The organism is Bradyrhizobium sp. USDA 372, assembly GCF_053629095.1.
The window spans coordinates 1,492,795-1,510,185 of sequence record NZ_JBRJHR010000001.1; the positions used below are offsets into that span (position 1 = coordinate 1,492,795).

A 17,391-nucleotide genomic window follows, 5' to 3' on the forward strand; every position below is an offset into this window, starting at 1 on the left:
CGAGACCACACGGTTTGGGAGAACCGACGGTCTCGGTCACGGGGTCCGCCAAGGCGCTTGGGAGAGCGAAATGGCAGATCCGCTCAGGGGAGATTTCCGATGCAGAACGCGCTTCTGATCGGCTTGTCACGGCAGATGACGTTGGAGCGGCAGATGGATGTCATCGCCAACAACGTCGCCAATGCCAACACCAGCGGCTTCAAGGCCGACCATTCGCTGTTCGAGGAGTATCTGAACTCGAACGCGCGTGAGGACAATTTCATCGGTCGCGACCGCCGGGTCTCCTATGTCCAGGACCGCGGCACCTTCCGCGACATCGGCCAGGGGCCGATGGAGGCCACCAACAATCCGCTCGACGTCGCGATCAACGGCGGCGCCTATTTCGCGGTGCAGGCCAATGGCGGCGAGCTCTATACCCGCGACGGCAAGTTCTCGCTCAACAGCACCGGCCAGCTCGTCACCGCCGACGGCAATCTCGTGCTCGGCAATGCCGGCCCGATCACCTTCCAGCCGACCGACCACGACATCAACGTCGCGCCCGACGGCACCGTCACGGTGCTCGAGGGTACGGCCAAGACCGACTCGATCCGCGGCAAGATCCGCATGGTGTCGTTCGACGATCCGGCCAGGCTGACCAAGCTCGGCGCCAATCTCTATGCCGCCGGCTCGGCAAACCAGCAGGCCGACGCCAAGTCCACCCTGCAGCAGGGTTACATCGAGAAGTCGAACGTGAACGCGGTCGGCGAGATGACCCGCATGGTCGAGGTGATGCGCAGCTACACCGCGATCGCCAACCTGCTGCAGCAGCAGAGCGACCTCCACAAATCGGCGATCGACAAGCTCGCCGACGTTCCGGCCTGATTGAAGGAGAACTGAGATGCAGGCGCTTCACACCGCAGCGACCGGAATGGCGGCACAGGAACTCAACGTTCAGGTGATCTCCAACAACATCGCCAACCTCCGCACCACCGGCTTCAAGAAGCAGACGGCGGCATTCCAGGACCTGATCTACGAGCACGTCCGCCGCGTCGGCGCCCAATCGTCGGACCAAGGCACCATCCTGCCGGTCGGCGTCGACATCGGCGGCGGCGTCAAGACCGTCGGCACCCCGCGCAGCATGACGCAGGGCACGCTGTCGCAGACCGGCAACGACCTCGATCTCGCCGTCTCGGGCGAGGGCTTCTTCAAGATCCTGATGCCCGACGGCACCTTCCAGTACACCCGCGACGGCACCTTCCAGATGGACAATCAGGGCCGCGTCGTCACCGCGCAGGGCAACCCGGTGCAGCCCACCATCACCATCCCGAACAACGCCTCGGGCATCAGCGTGAGCGAGCAGGGCCAGGTCTCGGTGACGCTGCCGGGTTCGTCGACCTCCTCGATCGTCGGCCAGATCGGCATCACCCGCTTCATCAACAAGGCGGGCCTGCAGCCGGTCGGCAACAACCAGTTCACCGAGACGCCCTCGTCCGGCGCACCGCAGGACGGCACCGCGAACTCCGAGGGCTACGGCAAGATCACGCAAGGCAGCCTCGAGCAGGCCAATGTCGACGTCGTCTCGGAGATGAGCGACCTGATCGCCGCCCAGCGCGCTTACGAGATGAACGCCAAAGTGATCAGCGCCGCCGACCAGATGATGCAATCGACGACGGCGCTGTTCCGCTGAGGTGATGACGATGATCCGCGCCACCTTCGCCACGATCTCCACCCTTCTCGCGCTGGCCTTGCCGGCAGCGGCCGCCGACGATTTCATCGCCGCGCCGACGCTGCGCGCAAGCGTCACGGTGACCTCGGACGTGGTGCGGGTCGGCGATCTCATCGACAACGCCGGATCCGCCGCGCTGATCCCGGTCTACCGCTCGCCCGATCTCGGCACCACCGGCACGCTGACGGTCGGCCAGGTGCTGTCGGTGCTGCGCGCTAAGCAGGTGATCGGCGTCATGACCGGCGACATCAAGGAGGTCCAGGTCACCCGCCTCGCCCGCACCCTCGCGAGCAAGGATATCGAAAACGCGGTCGCCGCGGCGCTCGAGCGCCGCTTCGGCCTCGGAGACGCCGCCAACCTCACCATCACGTTCGACCGCAGCGTCGCCGAGATGCGGCTGGACGCCTCCAACAGCGGCGCGCTGCAGCCGGTCGCAACCCGTTATGATGCCCGCAGCGGCCGTTTCGACATCGCCTTCGAGATCGCCAACGACGGCAATGCCGCGCCGACCAAGCTGCGCTTCACGGGCATCGCGATCGAGACGGTGGAGGTGGCCGTGCTGACCCGCGACATCGACCGCGCCGAGCTCCTGAAATCCTCCGACCTGTCGTTGGAGCGCCGGCCGAAGGCCGAGGTCGCCGGCGAGCCCGCCTCGCGCGACCGCAGCATCGGCATGCAGCTGCGCCGAGGAATGCGCGCGGGTACGCCGATCCGCGCCGCCGACCTCGTCAGACCCGACTTCGTGGTGCGCGATCAGGCCGTCACCATCATCTACCAGGTGCCCGGCCTCTATCTCACCACGCGCGGCAAGGCGATCGAGAGCGGCGCCGAGGGCGACACCGTCAGCGTGCTCAATCTGCAGTCCAAGCGCACGCTGACCGGCGTAGTCACCGGCCGCGGCCAGGTGACCGTCCAGGGCGCCAGCCAGTCCGCGCCGATGGCGCCGGCGGTCGAGCAGACCTCGTCGGTCAAGCGCGACAACGTGCCGGCGGCCGCTGCCCTCGCGCAGAGCCTGATCCAGACGCCCACCGCCGAGATCGCCCAAGCCCAGATTCCGCAAGTTCGCCTCTCGCAAGCTCCAGCCAAGTCAGAGTAGATTCATGTCCACGTTCAGTTCGGCCTCCCGCCTTCGTCGCATCGCGATCTCCGCCCTGCTGCTGGCGACTTGCGCATTGGCGAGCGGCTGCTCCTCGATCGACCGCCTGTCGCAGATCGGCGAGCAGCCGAAGCTGTCGGCCATCGACAATCCGACCACGCAGCCCGGCTACAAGCCGGTGCAGATGCCGATGCCAAAGCCCGAGGTGGCCTCCTACAATCCGAACTCGCTGTGGCGCAACGGCAGCCGCGCCTTCTTCAAGGACCAGCGCGCCCGCCAGGTCGGCGACCTCCTCACCGTGACCGTGAACATCACCGACAAGGCCAACATCGAGAACGACACCTCGCGCAGCCGCACCAACAAGGAAGATTCGGGAATCACCAACTTCATTGGCGCCCAGACGATCACCCAGGCCAACAAGATCCTGCCGGGCCGCGTCCTGACCGCCGACTCGACCTCGTCGAGCGAGGGCAAGGGCAGCGTGGACCGCAAGGAAGCCCTGCAGACCAACGTCGCCGCCGTGGTGACCCAGGTGCTGCCGAACGGCAACCTGGTGGTCGAAGGCAAGCAGGAGATCCGCGTCAATTTCGAAATTCGCGAGCTGATCGTCGCCGGCATCGTCCGCCCCGAGGACATCCAGAGCGACAACACCATCGACTCCACCAAGATCGCCCAGGCCCGCATCGCCTATGGCGGCCGCGGCCAGATCACCGACGTGCAGCAGCCGCGCTACGGCCAGCAGGTCATGGACGTGCTGCTGCCCTTCTAAGCCTCTTCAAGAGCTCCCACATCGTGCTCGCGAACTAAAGGCGCGAACGACGATGTACGACGCGGCCCTCGCTAGCTCCCCTGGCGAGGGCCGCATGTATTTTGGTGTGGGTGGCACGGTGCCCCGCACGCCGTCATTGCGAGCGAAGCGAAGCAACCCAGGAATGTGTCCGCGGAAAGACTCTGGATTGCTTCGCTTCGCTCGCAATGACTGAGATGAGAGACTGCTCCTCACGCTGCATTCGCCACCGCGCGTATCTCCAGATGCACGCCGGTCTCCCTCTGAAGCGCGTGGATCACCGCCATCAGGTTTTCGGCCGTCGGATTGCCGCGCGGTCCGAACATCCGCATCAGGCTTTTCGGCGGACGGTCCAGCACCTCGCTGAGCCGTTCGAAACCGATGGTGGCATTGTAGGCTCGCAGCGCGGTGCGCGGGATCCTGGATTGCTTCGTCGCAAGAGCTCCTCGCAATGACGGTGGACATCGAAACGCCGTGCACCCCTCACGTAAACTCCGCCTCCACGACGCCGAGCCCGTCCAGCTCCATGCGCACCTTGTCGCCGGCCTTCAGCCACAGCGTCTTCACCAGACTGCCGGTGAGCACGAGCTGCGCCGCGTGCAGCCCCTTGCCCTCGGCGGCGAGATGGTTGGCGAGCCAGGCCAGCGCGTTGTGAGGATGGCCGAGCACGTCGGCGCCGGTGCCGTGGCTGACCTCCTCGCCGTTGACGATGGCGCGGCCTTTGACCGCCTTCAGGTCCGGCACCGACGAGCGCGGGACCGAGGGACCCAGCACGCAGCCGGCGGCGAAGAAATCGTCGGCGATCAAGGTCGGCGCGCCCATCGTCTCCCATTTCACGTAGCGGTCGTCGACGATCTCGATCGCGGGATGGTAGGACTCGACCGCCTCGCCGACCCATTCGGCCGTGAACGGCGCTTCGCCGGCGGCAAGGTCCCGCTTCAGCCGCACCGCGATCTCGCATTCGACGCCGACGCGGACATAATTCGAGGCGGCGAGCTTGGCGCCACTGTCATGGACCCCCTTCTGGAACACGCCGCCGCCGCAAGGGTGCGGGATGCCGATATAGTCCTGCATCACCTGGCTGGTGCAGCCGATCTTGTAGCCGACGAGCGGGCCGACATGCGGCAGCAGCAGATCGTGCAGGGTGCGCTGGACCTGATAGCCCTCGGCTTCATCCGCAGGGGGACGCTCCAGCGCCGCGAGTGGGGCATGGTTGCGGCGCGCCAGCGCGATCGCCTTTGCGGCTTCGAGAGTCTTGTTCATCGGCGCCGCCTCCCACGCTACGCAGTCCAAGGCGGCACTTCAGCATCCCAGCTCCGGCCTGACAAGCGCAGGTGGCGTCCCTCAGCGCTTGACGAGGCCGAGCCGGATCAGGCTCTCGGCGGTCGCAAGGATCGCCTCCTCGTTGGAGCGCGCCTCCCAGCCGAGCAGCGTCCGTGCCTTGGCGCTGGTGGAATGCCGGACCTTTCCGAGCATCGGCACCACCGCACGCAGCAGCGGAATCCGGCTCGCGGCCAGCCGCACCAGCCAGTCCGGAGCCTGGAGCCGCGGAACCCGGCGTGCCCGCGGCCCGAGTTCCCGCCGCAGCACGCGGGCGATGTCGAGGATCGACATCGTCTCGCCGGAGACCGCGATGAAGCGCTCGCCTTTCGCCTCCGGCGCGGTCATCGCCCGCAGGTGCAGCTCGGCGACGTCGCGGACGTCGACGACGCCGAAATAGACGCGTGGCACGGCCGGCATGGCACCGTCGAGCAGCGACCTGACGATCTCGATCGAGCCGGAAAAGTCCGGCCCCAGCACGGGCCCGAAAATGCCGGCGGGGTTGATCACCGACAGTTCCAGCCCATCGCCCTCGCGCGCGACGAAATCCCAGGCCGCTCGCTCGGCCAGCGTCTTGGACTTGACGTAGGGTTGGCCGTCGACACCGGCGAGATTGGTCCATTCGGTCTCGTCGAACGGCTTGTCACGCGGCGGATGGCCGTAGCCGATCGCGCCCAGCGACGAGGTGATGACGACCCTCCTGACGCCGGCTGCGCGCGCGGCCCGGAGCACCCGGAGCGTTCCGTCGCGGGCCGGAATGATCATCTCGTTCTCGTCGGTTGGCACGGTGGTCGACAGCGGGGACGCCACGTGGAGAACGTAATCGCAACCCGCGACCGCCGCCTGCCAAGCGTCGTCCCGGATCAGATCGGCGTTGAAGAAGGCCACGCTCTCGGGCGCTGCTGCCCCGCCCTCGCGCAGCATGGCGAGCACATCGGCCTGACGCTCCACCCGGCGCACGGTCGTCCGCACGGCGTGGCCGGCGGCCAGAAGTTGCAGGACGACATGGGTACCGACCAAGCCCGACCCGCCGGTGACCAGAACAGTGCTCATGACCAGCATTTCCCTCATTGCACGGCCGGCAAAGTGGCCTGTTGCCGGCGTTTAAGGAAATATTGAGCTGGTCCAGGCTTTATGGGGATACACGTCTTGAGACGTCGCAGCAGGCCTGATTGCAGCGATGCTTGATGCAGCTGGATCAGCGTCTCAACTTCAGAGTCGATCTCGTTGATGCGACTCGCAAAACCTCCCGCACCTGAAGTGAAGGCTGTTTCTCATCCGAACTCACGTGAGCTCGGAGCAATCCAGTCTAGCCCGTTGATCGCGATTCACTTTTCGCGATCGCACCGTCGCCATGGTCGGCGCGACGGCAAGCCGCGGGCAATATGCCGAGCACGGCGCGAAACGGCGCCTTGCGTCCAAAAACAAAGAGCCGCATCTCTGCGGCTCGGACCTTTATTCGTCGCGATAAACCTTCTCGCGTTTCTCGTGGCGCTCCTGCGCTTCCACCGAGAGCGTCGCGATTGGCCGGGCCTCGAGCCGCTTCAACGAGATCGGCTCGCCGGTTTCCTCGCAATAGCCGTAGGTGTTGTCCTCGATACGCTGGAGCGCGGCGTCGATCTTGGCGATCAATTTGCGCTGGCGGTCGCGGGCGCGGAGTTCGATGGCACGGTCGGTTTCGGACGAGGCCCGATCGGCGAGATCGGGGTGGTTGACGTTCTCCTCCTGCAGGGCTTGCAGGGTGAGCTTGGACTCTTTGAGGATCTCATCCTTCCAGGCGAGGAGCTTCACACGGAAGTACTCCTTCTGCCGGTCGTTCATGAAAGGCTCTTTGTCGGTCGGTCGGTAGTTTTTCAACTTTTCCAAGGGAGGCCTATCTTCTTAAGTAACGACTCGTGGACGGACCGAGGTCCGTTGAGCCGGGCCTTATATAGTGGCCTCCCGTGACAGACAATATTTCCCTCACCGCCCGGTCCTCGCCCCCAAGCCCTTGCACAGGAAGGTTTATCCCTGAGGGCTCGGAGGCGGACGGCGGGCCTTAATAGCCGACCGTGAAGCGCTGCTTCAGGTGGGCTGGCCGTTCGATCTCGTCGGCAAGCGCAATGGCGTAGTCGGCAAAGGTGATCCAGCTCTTGCCGTTCGCATCTGCGAGAAGCTGATCGGTCCCGAGCCGGAACTTGCCGGTGCGTTCCCCCTCCACGAACAGCGCCGAGGGCGAGATGAAGGTCCAGTTCAGGTCCTTTTCCTGCCGCAGCAGGTCGAGGAAGGCCGATCCTGCCTCCGCTTCAGCCTTGTATTGGGCTGGAAAATTGGGAGTCGTGACCAGCTTCACGCCCGGGGCAACCTCGAGGCTGCCGGCGCCGCCCACCACGAGGTAACGCCCGACCTTGGAGTCCTTCGCCGCGCCGATCAGCTTGAGCGGATCACTGGCCAGGAAGTGCACGGAACTCACGGCGACGTCGTGACCGGCCCACAGCTTGGCAAGGCCCGCCTGGTCGAGCACATCTCCCTTGGTCGGCGTGACATTCGGCAGGGCCGCGATCTTCTCGGGGTTCCGGGCGATGGCCGTGATGGCGTGGCCGCGGCGGGACAGTTCCTTGGTGATCTCCGAACCCGCCCGGCCCGAGGCGCCAGCGACTGCGATTTTCATGGAAGGCTCCTTTGCTTCTGTGGTAACTAACGGAGACTAGATATCGCAAAGAATGCTGGTGTTAAGAGAGCACTTTGTGCTTACCTGATTACGCTGAGGTAACTGATCGCATACAACCGCCATGCGGACCCCAAGCAACGGTATGGATCTCCGAGGACCGACGATGAAACCCGACGTCTACGCAGCGAACTGCCCCACCCGCCAGATCCTCGATCGCGTCGGCGACAAATGGGCGGTGCTGATCCTCTTGCTCTTGCGCGAGGAGCCGATGCGTTTCAATCAGTTGCGCCGCACGATTGAAGGCATCTCGCAGAAGATGCTGAGCCAGGTTCTCAAGTCGCTCGAACGCGACGGCCTGATCAGGCGCCGTGCCATCGCAACCGTGCCGGTGACAGTGGAATATTCGATCACTCAGCTCGGCCTGACGCTGGCGGCGGCGGTGGACCCATTACGCGATTGGGCCGAGCAGAATCTGAAAGACGTGCTCGCCGCCCAGCGCCGCTACGATGCGCAGTTGAAGGAAGAGGCGGCGTAGGCGCGCGGGAAGCGGAGCGCGGTTTCGCCCCAAACTTTGCTGTCATGCCCCGGCTTGACCCGGGCATCCAGTACGCCGCGGCCTATCGGTTCAATCACAACTTTCTCTGGAATACCGGGTCGCCCGGTCAAGCCGGGCGACGACACCCTGCGCGACTACCCCTGCCCGGCCTTCGCCAGCTCGACCTCGACGCGCAGCTCGATCTCGGAGAGCACCGCATCAAGCCCGGCATCGCCGGAGGACGATTTCAGGTTCGCCGCGGCATCGCGCAGCCGCATCACGGTCGAGGCGTCGAGATTGCCCGACAGCAGCCCCATCTTGAGATCGTCGAGCACGTCGAGCGCAGTCCTGCCGCGGGCGACCGAGCGTTTGCGACGCTCGACCGGATCCTCCTCGACACCCTGCAACGCCAGCAGCGCATCGATGTTGGCGGCGGCCTTCGGTGCGGCAGCGTTCCGCGTCTCCTGCGCCGATGAGGTGTCGGGCAGCACGAAGGTGCCGGAACCCGTCCGCTTGGCCTGGCTGGCCGGCGCTCCAAGCGTGGTGCCGTTCGGTCCGTAGATGCGCATCGGAAAGAATCCGGGTGATCGATGCCTCACCTTCGCTGTCTTATGGTTAACGGTGCGTAAACGGCCCGGCAAAAACTGCCGACAGGCGGCAGTTTCGCTCCTCAGGGCGAACGACTGCTGACACCGGTCGAAACAGATTTATTCAACCTATTCAGCCACCTACCCTCGCTATAAGGCGTTGGCACAGCGCTCGCAAGGAAAGCGCCGGACCAGCTCGTCATGGGAGTGTCGTGCAAGTCCTTTCCGATTTGAGGGGCCTTTTTTGAGAGGGCCTTGGGGAGCAGAGATGCCAGGCGTTCGTTGGATTGTTGGGTTGGCCTGCGCCGCGCTGTCGGCGCTGGCGCTGTCGGTCACCTCGGCGGCGGCGACCTCGCGCATCAAGGACCTCGCCAATATCGAGGGCGTGCGGCAGAACCAGCTCATCGGCTACGGCCTCGTCGTCGGCCTCAACGGCACCGGCGACACGCTCAACAACATCCCCTTCACCAAGCAGTCGCTGCAGGCGATGCTGGAGCGCATGGGCGTCAACATCCGCGGCGCCACCATCCGCACCGGCAACGTCGCCGCCGTGATGGTCACGGGCAACCTGCCGGCCTTCGCCACCCAGGGCACGCGCATGGACGTCACCGTCTCCGCGCTCGGCGATGCCAAGAATCTCCAGGGCGGCACCCTGCTGGTCACTCCCCTGCTCGGCGCCGACGGCAATGTCTATGCGGTGGCGCAGGGCTCGCTCGCGATCTCCGGCTTCCAGGCCGAGGGCGAGGCCGCCAAGATCGTGCGCGGCGTGCCGACCGTGGGACGCATCGCCAACGGCGCCATCATCGAGCGCGAGATCGAGTTCGCACTCAACCGGTTGCCGAACGTCCGCCTGGCGCTGCGCAACCCCGACTTCACCACCGCCAAGCGCATCGCGGCCGCAATCAACGACTATCTCGGCGTCAAGACCGCCGAGCCGATCGATCCTTCGACGGTGCAGCTGTCGATCCCGCCCGAGTTCAAGGGCAACGTCGTCGCCTTCCTCACCGAGATCGAGCAGCTCCAGGTCGACCCCGATCTCGCCGCCAAGATCGTCATCGACGAACGCAGCGGCATCATCGTGATGGGCCGCGACGTCCGCGTCGCCACCGTCGCGGTGGCGCAAGGCAACCTGACGGTCACGATCTCCGAGAGCCCGCAGGTGAGCCAGCCCAATCCGCTGTCGCGCGGCCGCACCGTGGTCGCGCCCCGCAGCAGTGTCACCGTCACCGAGGACGGCAAGAAGCTGGCGCTCGTCAAGGACGGCGTCTCGCTCCAGCAGCTCGTCGACGGCCTCAACGGCCTCGGCATCGGCCCCCGCGACATGATCAGCATCCTCCAGGCGATCAAGGCCGCGGGCGCCATCGAAGCCGATATCGAGGTGATGTGATGCAGACCATCGCGATCAACACCCCTCGCCTCGCCACCAATTCGGCCTTCTCGGTCGAGAGCCGCAACGGCCGGCCGGACTTCGAGCTCGCCGCGGCACTCCAAAAGGTCTCGCCGCAGCAACAGGCCAAGGCGCAGAAGACCGCCACCGACTTCGAGGCGATGTTCCTCAACAGCATGTTCGCGCAGGTGACTTCGGGCCTGAAGGGCGAAGGTCCGTTCGGCGACACGCCCGGCACCGGCGTGTGGCGCTCGATGCTGACCGAGCAATATTCCAAGAACTTCGCCAAGGCCGGCGGCGTCGGCGTCGCCAGCGACGTCTACCGTACCCTCATCCTGCAGCAGGCGAAAACGATCCGGACGGCATAAGGTCAAACGAGATGAACCATTTCAACGCCTCACGTCAGCCGATGCAGACCCAGCGTCCGAACAGCGCCCCCATCAGCGGCGAGGCGCGCAAGCTCGCCGAAGAGCTGATGGATGCGATGAACGCCCTGCTCGCGCTGATCGAGCGCGAGACCGAGCTCGTCCGCGCCGGCAAGGTCCGCGAGGCGATGTCGTTCGAAGGCAAGAAGCAGGAGCTGTCGCGCAACTACGTCGCCGCCGTCAGCCAGTTGAAGGCCAACCAGCCGCAACTCGCGAAGTCCGCGCCCGAGCTGCTCTCGACGCTGCATCGCCACCACGATGCGTTCCGCGCGATGCTCCAGGTCAATCTCACCGTGCTCGCCACCGCGCACGCGGTGTCCGAGAGCGTCGTGCGCGGCGTCAACGCCGAGATCCAGAAGCGCAACGTGCCGAACACCTATACGGCCGCGGGGCGCCGCGCAGCGCCGGGTCCGCGCCATATCACCCCGCTGGCGGTCAGCCGCTCGCTCTGAGCGGGCAAAAGAACAACCGACAATTTTACGAAAAACCCCGCGGCCACGGCGTCGCGCGGTTAGGCACGTTTCCTTACCGGGTCTTCAGTCCTGGTGTTCCATGCTTGCGCGATTAGAGGGGTTGGGATTTGACTCACGTAAGGCAACCAGGAGGCTGCCATGAGTACAGATTTCAGCATCAGGCCGGTGGGGATCCCGGCCCCCATTCAGATCGTGACGACGTCCAACGCGGCGGCGAACGAGGCCGTGCAAACCGATCTTCCGGTGAGCCAGACGGTCGCCGCGGCCGATACCGGCGCGCCGGTGCGCAATGATGTGCCGAACCACGAGAACATCTCGCGCCAGGTCGTGTTCGACCAGGCGGCCGCGTCCTTCGTCTTTCAGGTCGTCAATGACAGGACCGACACGGTGGTGAACCAGTTTCCGGACGAGGCGATGCTGCGCCGGCGTGCCTATTTCCATGCACTGGACATGAAGTCCGAGCCCTCGCGTCCGCTCAGCACCGACGTCAGCGCCTGACGATCACGAGATCGATGCCGTAGTTTCTGCTCTGCGTCTGGCCGTCGCCGGTCAGCGCGGAGTTCGCATGCCGAAGCAAGACCACCAGCCGCGCTCAGATCCTGCCGACATTGAGAGTTTTCGCCGATGTGCTCGTGATGGCGACCATCACGAATCCGGTCACGGCCGTCCGGACAGGCCTGCCGCGATATTGCGGTTGATCTCGATCAGCGGACGGAAATGATCGAACTGCGGGCTCATCTGCAGCGCGGCGGTCTGGCTCAGCACGAACACGCTGATGTTGGCGATCTTCTGCCGGACGTCGATCGGCTGCGGATTGCTGTCACGCATCGCCTCGCTCAGGAAGATGGTCCAGAGCTTGCGGTTGAACATCAGGGCCTGCATGGTCTGCTCGCTGAGCGGATCGGCGTTGTTCACCGCGTCCTGGAGCTTGTTGGCGGCCTTGAGCAGAGTCTGCGCCTCGATGTCGCGAGGAGATGCGGTGGTGGTTGCAACACGCGCATAAGCCGAGGCAGCGGAATTCGACATCAATCACACCCTGGAGGTTACCTAGCGCGTTGTACGCGCTTAAGGATTTCTTTCCCAACCCTAGGCAGCACCGCTTAAGATTTGCTTACGTACCGTGCTTGGAAGCACTCCGCAGAATTACGGGCGCGGAGTCCTTCGTCAGCGCGACGCTAGATGCACGCATGCACGATGTAAACTTGCTCGTCGTGACGCGCGTCGATCTCAGCTAATCTTGTCTTAGCGATCTCCCTCAAAAGAGCGGCGGAGCGTTAGCCCCGCCGCGAAATCTCCAATAGCGAAGTTGCGCTGCGGATTAGCGGAGCAGCTGCAGCACGCTCTGTTGCGACTGGTTGGCCAGCGACAGCGCGGAGACCGCGATCGACTGGCGCGTCGACAGCGCCTGGCTGTTGGCCGCTTCCTCGTTGGTGTCGGCGAGCGTCAGGTTGGACGAGCCGGTCTGCAGCACGTTGATCAGGTTCTTGGAGAAGTCCTGACGCACCTGCACGATCGACAGGTTCGAACCGAGCGAGGAGCCTTCCGAGCGCAGCGTGCTCGAGGCGGCGTTCAGGCTCGCCAGCACCCTGTTGGTGGCGCCGTTGTCGATGAAGTCGACGCCGTTGACGAGGTTGCTGAGGCCGAGGCCGGCCGCGTTGAACACCACGCCGTTGATGCTGAGCGTCGAGCTGCCGGTTTCGTTGAAGACCAGCTTCAGCGTGTCGCCGTTGAGCAGGTTGACGCCGTTGAAGGAGGAGTCCTGCGACGTCGTGTCGATCTGGGCCAGGATGTTGTTGAACTGGTTGACCAGGTTGGAGCGCGCGGTCTGCGCGACGGGATCCTGGACCGGCGGCTGCGCCGTGGTGAAGGCGAGGACGCCGGTGATGGTGCCGCCGACCGTGCCGCCGGCAGTGGTCGAACCCAGCGTCGAGGAGGCGTATTCGTTTACGGTGGTGACCGTCAGCACGCCGTTGGCGTCGATCGTCGCGGTCAGGTGGTTGGCCTGAAGCTGCGCGTTGAGCTGGTCGAGCGTCTTGACGGTGCCGTTGGTGCCGTCGCCGAAGGTGACGTTGACGGGCGTGCCGCCGTTGAAGGAGGTGAAGGTCAGCGTCTTGCCGCTGATGCCGCCGACGCCCGAGGTGCGCGCCGCGGTGAAGGCGGTCGCCGTGCCGGTGTTGCCGCTGAGGCCGAACGCGCTGAGCGCGTTGCCGGTGCCGGTGATCGAGAGGTCGGCGTTGACGCCGGTCGAGAGCGACAGCTGGCCGCTGGAGTTCACCGACGACGGGATCTGGCCCGACGTGGTCGTGATGGTCGCCGCACCGTTGAAGATGCTGGCGGTCTTGACGCCGGTGGCGAGGTCGATCGAGTTGAGCAGGTCGGTCAGCGTCGCACTCTGGAGATAGACGGTCGAATTGCCGTTGCCGTCGGTGACGACGTTGCCGCTGACGCCAAAGCCGTTGGCGACGCTCGCCGCCGATTGCGGGGTCTGCGCATTCTTGAAGGTGATGGTGTGGCCGTCGATGTTCAGCGTCGAGCCGTCCTGAACGAGAGTGCCGAGCGAGCCGGCGGTGGTCGACCGGTTCGCAGTCACGGTCGCATTGCCTGCGCCGGTCGCCGCCGTCAGACCGAGCTTATTGAGGAAGTCAGCCTTGCCCGTCAGGCTCAGATCGGCGCCGGTCGAGCTCTTCAGCGTGATCTGGCCGCCGCCCGAGATCGAGGATGCCACCTGGAGTGTGCCGACGGGACCGGCCGCGCCGCTGACGGCGATGGTCGCCGCGCTCGCGCTGATAGTTGCAGTCTTGACGCCGCTGGCGAGGTCGATCGCGGTGAGGACGTCGTTGATGGTCGCACCGGGCGCAGTCGGCGTTCCCTCGTAGACGATCGAATTGCCGTTGCCGTCGGTGGCGATGTGGCCGCTGGCGTCGAGACCCCAGCCGGTCGGCTGCGAGCTTGGCGCGACGCCGGTGCGGAAGGTGATGGTCTTGCCGTTCACCGTGATGGTGTCGCCATCGGCGGGCGGCGTGCTGAAGGTGGTCGATGCCGTGGTGCCGAGCAACGTCGCGGTGCCGGACAGCGCGGTGGTGCCGTCGGCGGCGAGCGCGGCCGTGCCGGTAAAGGTACCGGCCGTCGAGCCCAGCGAGGCACCGAGTGCGGCGGTTCCCGTAACCGGGGTCACGCCGCCGGCCGCGCCGGTATAGAGCACGTTGCTCTTGGCGGTCGCGCTCGCATAGGAGGTCGTGCCGCGCAGGTCGGCGGGCGTCGCGCCGGGAATCGTGGTGGAGACGTTCGACTTGGTGGAATAGCCGACCGTGGTCTGCAGCGCCTGGTTGGCGATCGATTTGGCGCTGTCGATCAGCTTCTGCAGCGAGGTGATGCCGGTGTTGGCCGCCTGCAGCACCTGGACACCGTTGTTAATGCCGTCGAGCAGGTTGCTGATGTCACTCGCCCGGTTGTCCAGCCCCTGCGCCGTGAAGAAGTTGGTGGGATTGTCGAGCGCCGTGTTGACCTTCTTGCCGGTCGACAGCCGCTCCTGCGTCGTGGCCAGCAAGTCGGCCGTCGACTGCAGCGACAACAGGTTCTGGCGAACGGACGCCGAGAGAACGATGTTGGACATTGGCGAGTCTTCCTCTTGAACCGGATACGAATCGGCCGCGCGGACTGGAAAGCGGGCCTTTTGTCCAGTTTTAGGAGGTGTCCTTTAAAGTATGGTTAACGCCGGTTTAAGGGATAGGGTTAATGGCGAATGAACGCCCCTGCCCGCCCCGGACGCAAAAAAGAGCGGCGGGGCAAGAAGCCCCGCCGCCCGATTTTATTCAGTTATTTCAGTTGCTTGTTAGCGGAGCAGCTGGAGCACGCTCTGCTGCGACGTGTTGGCCAGCGACAGCGCGGAGACCGCGATCGACTGCCGGGTCGACAGCGCCTGGCTGTTGGCCGCCTCGACGTTGGTGTCGGCCAGGGTCAGGTTGGACGAACCGGTCTGCAGCACGTTGATCAGGTTCTTGTTGAAGTCCTGCCGGATCTGCACCACCGAGAGGTTCGAGCCGAGGCTCGAGGCCTGCGAGCGCAGCGTGCTCGAGGCGGCGTTCAGGTTGGTCAGCACCCGATTTGCTGCGGCGTTGTCGATGAAGTCGACGCCGACCGTCAGCGAGGCGAGGCCGAGACCCTTGGAGTTGTAGGTCACGCCCGTGATGTTCAGGCTCGACTTGGCGGTCTCGTCGAACACCAGCTTGAGCTGATCGCCGTTGAGCAGGTTGACGCCGTTGAACGAGGAGTCCTGCGCGGTGGTATCGATCTGGTTGAGGATGTTGTTGAACTGAGACACCAGATTGGCACGCGCCGTCTGGGCAACGCCATCCTGGACGGGGGTGGAAGCCGTCGAGAAGGTCAAGGCCGAGGTGAGCGTGCCGCCGATCGCACCGCCGGCCGCCGTCGAGCCCAGCGTCGAGGACGCATAGTCGTTGGATGCCGTGATGGTCAGCAGGCCGTTGGCGTCGATCGTTGCCGACAGGTTGTTGGCCTGCAGCTTGGTGTTGAGCTGATCGAGCGTCTTGACCGTGCCGTTGGTGCCGTCGCCGAAGGTGACGTTGACCGCCGTGCCGCCGTTGAAGGAGGTGAAGGTCAAGGTCTTGCCGGCGATGCCGCCGATGCCGGAGGTGCGCGCCGCCGTGAAGGCGGTGGCGCTGCCGGTGTTGCCGGCGAGGCCGAACACGTTCAACGCGTTGCCGGTGCCGGTGATCGAGAGGTCGGCGTTGATGCCGGTCGAGATCTTGAGCTGGCCGGACGTGTTGATCGTCGAGTTCGACTGGCCGGTGGCGGTCGCGAGCGTCGCGGTGCCGTTGGCATTGACCGTCGCGGTCTGCACGCCGGTGGCGAGGTCGATCGCCTTCAAGACGTCATTGACCGTGCCGCCCTGCAGATAGACCGTCGAGTTGCCGTTGCCGTCGGTGAGGACGTTGCCGCTGGCACCATAACCGGTCGGAACGCTCGGAGCACCGGTCGAGCCCGGGATCGGCGCGTTCTTGAAGGAGATGACGTGGCCGTTGACGTTCAGCGTCGAGCCGTCGGCGATCGTCGCACCGAGCGAGGTTGAGCTCGTGGTCCGGTTGACGCTCACGGTGGCGTTGCCGCCGCCCACCGAGGTGGTCAGGCCGAGCGCCTTGAGCAGGTCGGCCCTGCCGGTGACGTTCAGATCCGCACCCGTCGAGCTCTTCAGCGTGACGGCGCCCGCACCAACGCTCGAAGCGGTCTGGTTGACGCTGGTCGCGATCGTCGCAGCACCGGAGCTGATGGACACCGTCTTGACGCCGCTGGCCAGATCGACCGCGGTCAAGAGATCGCTGACGGTCGCAGCCGGCGTGCCGGCGGTGCCGAGATAGACCGTGGTGTTGCCGTTGCCGTCGGTGACGAGGTTGCCGCTGACGCCCGAGCCGGCCGCAACCGCACTCGATGCCGGAGCAGCGCCGCTGCGGAAGGTGATGGTCTTGCCGTTGACGGTCAGCGTGTCGCCGTCGGCGGGCTGGGCGTTGCTGGCGAGGCCCGTTGCAGTCGTGCCGTTGGTGGCGATCAGGGTGATGGCGCCGGTCAAGGCCGTGGTGCCGTCGCCGGCCGTTCCCGCCGTACCCGTGAACGAGCCGATGGTGGCACCGAGCGTCGTGGTCCCGTTCGCCGCGGTGGTGCCGCCGGCGGTGCCGTTGTAGAGCACGTTGCTGCTCGCCGTCGCGCTGGCGAAGCTCGTCGTGCCGCGCAGGTCGGCCGCCGTCGCACCGGCGATGGTGGTGGAGACGTTCGACTTGGTGGAGTAGCCGACGGTGGTCTGCAGCGCCTGGTTCGCGATCGATTTCGCGGAGTCGATCAGCTTCTGCAGCGAGGTCAGGCCGGTGTTGGCAGCCTGCAGCACCTGCACGCCGTTGGCGATGCTGTCGAGCAGGTTGTTGATGTCGCTGGCGCGGTTGTCGAGCGACTGGGCCGTGAAGAAGTTGGTGGGATTGTCCAGGGCCGAGTTGACGCTCTTGCCGGTCGACAGACGGTTCTGTGTAGTGGCGAGAAGATCGGCGGTGGACTGGAGAGAGAGCAGGTTCTGGCGAACCGACGCAGAGAGAACAATACCGGACATGACTCTTACCCTTCTGGCTTACGCGTCTTCGTTCGATCGCTTCCGGATCGAGTGACGGGGCCAGCGTGCCGTGACATGGCTAACAAAGGGTGAAATGCATGAAGCCCGCATAAGCGCCGGTTCACCATAAGCGAGTCGAACGTGCGGGCACGGCTCGCAATCCATCTGAAATCATTGGCAATTCCTGACGCTTACGCTCCATTAACCATAACCGCTGGTTACTTTTTCGCGAGGCGCCTGCCCTCTCGAAGTCTCCGAGCAGTGACCAAAAAGAAAGCGGCGGGGCCGAAGCCCCGCCGCCGGATCTTGCTTGC

The 17,391-nt window shown here is 65.2% G+C and carries 18 protein-coding genes; 9 read left to right on the forward strand and 9 right to left on the reverse strand.

Annotation, left to right across the window (positions count from 1 at the left end; translation table 11 throughout):
- Positions 1-99: 99 nt before the first annotated feature.
- The 4 genes from flgF to flgH are packed head-to-tail and all read left to right on the forward strand — an operon-like array spanning position 100 to position 3,570.
- Positions 100-861: a flagellar basal-body rod protein FlgF gene (gene flgF / locus AB7M16_RS07415; protein WP_453943517.1), complete on the forward strand. Its 762-nt coding sequence runs from the start codon at positions 100-102 to the stop codon at positions 859-861.
- Positions 862-877: 16 nt separating this feature from the next.
- Complete coding sequence (gene flgG, locus AB7M16_RS07420) at positions 878-1,666, forward strand: flagellar basal-body rod protein FlgG (RefSeq protein ID WP_172782874.1); 789 nt, start codon at positions 878-880, stop codon at positions 1,664-1,666.
- Between the two features lie 10 nt (positions 1,667-1,676).
- Positions 1,677-2,801: a flagellar basal body P-ring formation chaperone FlgA gene (flgA, locus tag AB7M16_RS07425; protein WP_453943518.1), complete on the forward strand. Its 1,125-nt coding sequence runs from the start codon at positions 1,677-1,679 to the stop codon at positions 2,799-2,801.
- A gap of 4 nt (positions 2,802-2,805) precedes the next feature.
- Positions 2,806-3,570: a flagellar basal body L-ring protein FlgH gene (gene flgH, locus AB7M16_RS07430; protein WP_172782872.1), complete on the forward strand. Its 765-nt coding sequence runs from the start codon at positions 2,806-2,808 to the stop codon at positions 3,568-3,570.
- 230 nt (positions 3,571-3,800) lie between these two features.
- Here flgH and AB7M16_RS07435 read toward each other — a convergent pair whose 3' ends face one another.
- The 5 genes from AB7M16_RS07435 to AB7M16_RS07455 form a co-directional block, all read right to left on the reverse strand.
- Positions 3,801-4,040: a hypothetical protein gene (locus tag AB7M16_RS07435; protein WP_453943519.1), complete on the reverse strand. Its 240-nt coding sequence runs from the start codon at positions 4,038-4,040 to the stop codon at positions 3,801-3,803.
- 31 nt (positions 4,041-4,071) lie between these two features.
- Positions 4,072-4,851, reverse strand: coding sequence for a 2-keto-4-pentenoate hydratase (locus AB7M16_RS07440; protein WP_172782871.1), 780 nt, complete (start codon positions 4,849-4,851; stop codon positions 4,072-4,074).
- Positions 4,852-4,932: 81 nt separating this feature from the next.
- Positions 4,933-5,961 (reverse strand): SDR family oxidoreductase, encoded by a 1,029-nt coding sequence (locus AB7M16_RS07445; protein ID WP_453943520.1) that lies wholly within the window; start codon positions 5,959-5,961, stop codon positions 4,933-4,935.
- Between the two features lie 402 nt (positions 5,962-6,363).
- Positions 6,364-6,729: an RNA polymerase-binding protein DksA gene (dksA, locus tag AB7M16_RS07450; protein ID WP_246571501.1), complete on the reverse strand. Its 366-nt coding sequence runs from the start codon at positions 6,727-6,729 to the stop codon at positions 6,364-6,366.
- Positions 6,730-6,946: 217 nt separating this feature from the next.
- Positions 6,947-7,558 carry an NAD(P)-dependent oxidoreductase gene (locus AB7M16_RS07455; protein ID WP_453943521.1) on the reverse strand — a complete coding sequence of 204 codons (612 nt, stop codon included), beginning with the start codon at positions 7,556-7,558 and terminating at the stop codon, positions 6,947-6,949.
- Between the two features lie 163 nt (positions 7,559-7,721).
- Between AB7M16_RS07455 and AB7M16_RS07460 the strand changes: the two genes are divergently transcribed.
- A complete protein-coding gene (locus AB7M16_RS07460; protein ID WP_025037390.1) occupies positions 7,722-8,093 on the forward strand; it encodes a winged helix-turn-helix transcriptional regulator in 372 nt (123 codons plus the stop codon).
- Between the two features lie 155 nt (positions 8,094-8,248).
- On the opposite strand, the gene AB7M16_RS07465 is transcribed toward AB7M16_RS07460, so the two are convergent.
- Positions 8,249-8,662: a flagellar assembly protein FliX gene (locus tag AB7M16_RS07465; protein ID WP_172782866.1), complete on the reverse strand. Its 414-nt coding sequence runs from the start codon at positions 8,660-8,662 to the stop codon at positions 8,249-8,251.
- Between the two features lie 286 nt (positions 8,663-8,948).
- Here AB7M16_RS07465 and AB7M16_RS07470 point away from each other — a divergent pair, with 286 nt between their 5' ends.
- From AB7M16_RS07470 to AB7M16_RS07485, 4 genes are all read left to right on the forward strand, one after another.
- Positions 8,949-10,067 (forward strand): flagellar basal body P-ring protein FlgI, encoded by a 1,119-nt coding sequence (locus AB7M16_RS07470; RefSeq protein WP_453943522.1) that lies wholly within the window; start codon positions 8,949-8,951, stop codon positions 10,065-10,067.
- Positions 10,067-10,435, forward strand: coding sequence for a flagellar assembly peptidoglycan hydrolase FlgJ (gene flgJ / locus AB7M16_RS07475; RefSeq protein ID WP_453943523.1), 369 nt, complete (start codon positions 10,067-10,069; stop codon positions 10,433-10,435). Before AB7M16_RS07470 ends, flgJ begins: the two co-directional genes overlap by 1 nt.
- An 11-nt stretch (positions 10,436-10,446) precedes the next feature.
- Complete coding sequence (locus AB7M16_RS07480; RefSeq protein WP_172782864.1) at positions 10,447-10,944, forward strand: hypothetical protein; 498 nt, start codon at positions 10,447-10,449, stop codon at positions 10,942-10,944.
- Positions 10,945-11,103: 159 nt separating this feature from the next.
- A complete protein-coding gene (locus tag AB7M16_RS07485; RefSeq protein WP_172782863.1) occupies positions 11,104-11,463 on the forward strand; it encodes a hypothetical protein in 360 nt (119 codons plus the stop codon).
- A gap of 159 nt (positions 11,464-11,622) precedes the next feature.
- On the opposite strand, the gene flaF is transcribed toward AB7M16_RS07485, so the two are convergent.
- The 3 genes from flaF to AB7M16_RS07500 form a co-directional block, all read right to left on the reverse strand.
- Positions 11,623-11,991, reverse strand: a complete 369-nt coding sequence (flaF, locus tag AB7M16_RS07490) for a flagellar biosynthesis regulator FlaF (RefSeq protein WP_018642830.1) — start codon at positions 11,989-11,991, stop codon at positions 11,623-11,625.
- A 292-nt stretch (positions 11,992-12,283) separates the two neighbouring features.
- On the reverse strand, positions 12,284-14,578 hold the full coding sequence (locus tag AB7M16_RS07495) for a DUF1522 domain-containing protein (protein WP_172782862.1): 2,295 nt from the start codon (positions 14,576-14,578) through the stop codon (positions 12,284-12,286).
- A 219-nt stretch (positions 14,579-14,797) separates the two neighbouring features.
- Positions 14,798-17,077, reverse strand: coding sequence for a DUF1522 domain-containing protein (locus tag AB7M16_RS07500; RefSeq protein WP_172782861.1), 2,280 nt, complete (start codon positions 17,075-17,077; stop codon positions 14,798-14,800).
- Positions 17,078-17,391 lie beyond the last annotated feature (314 nt).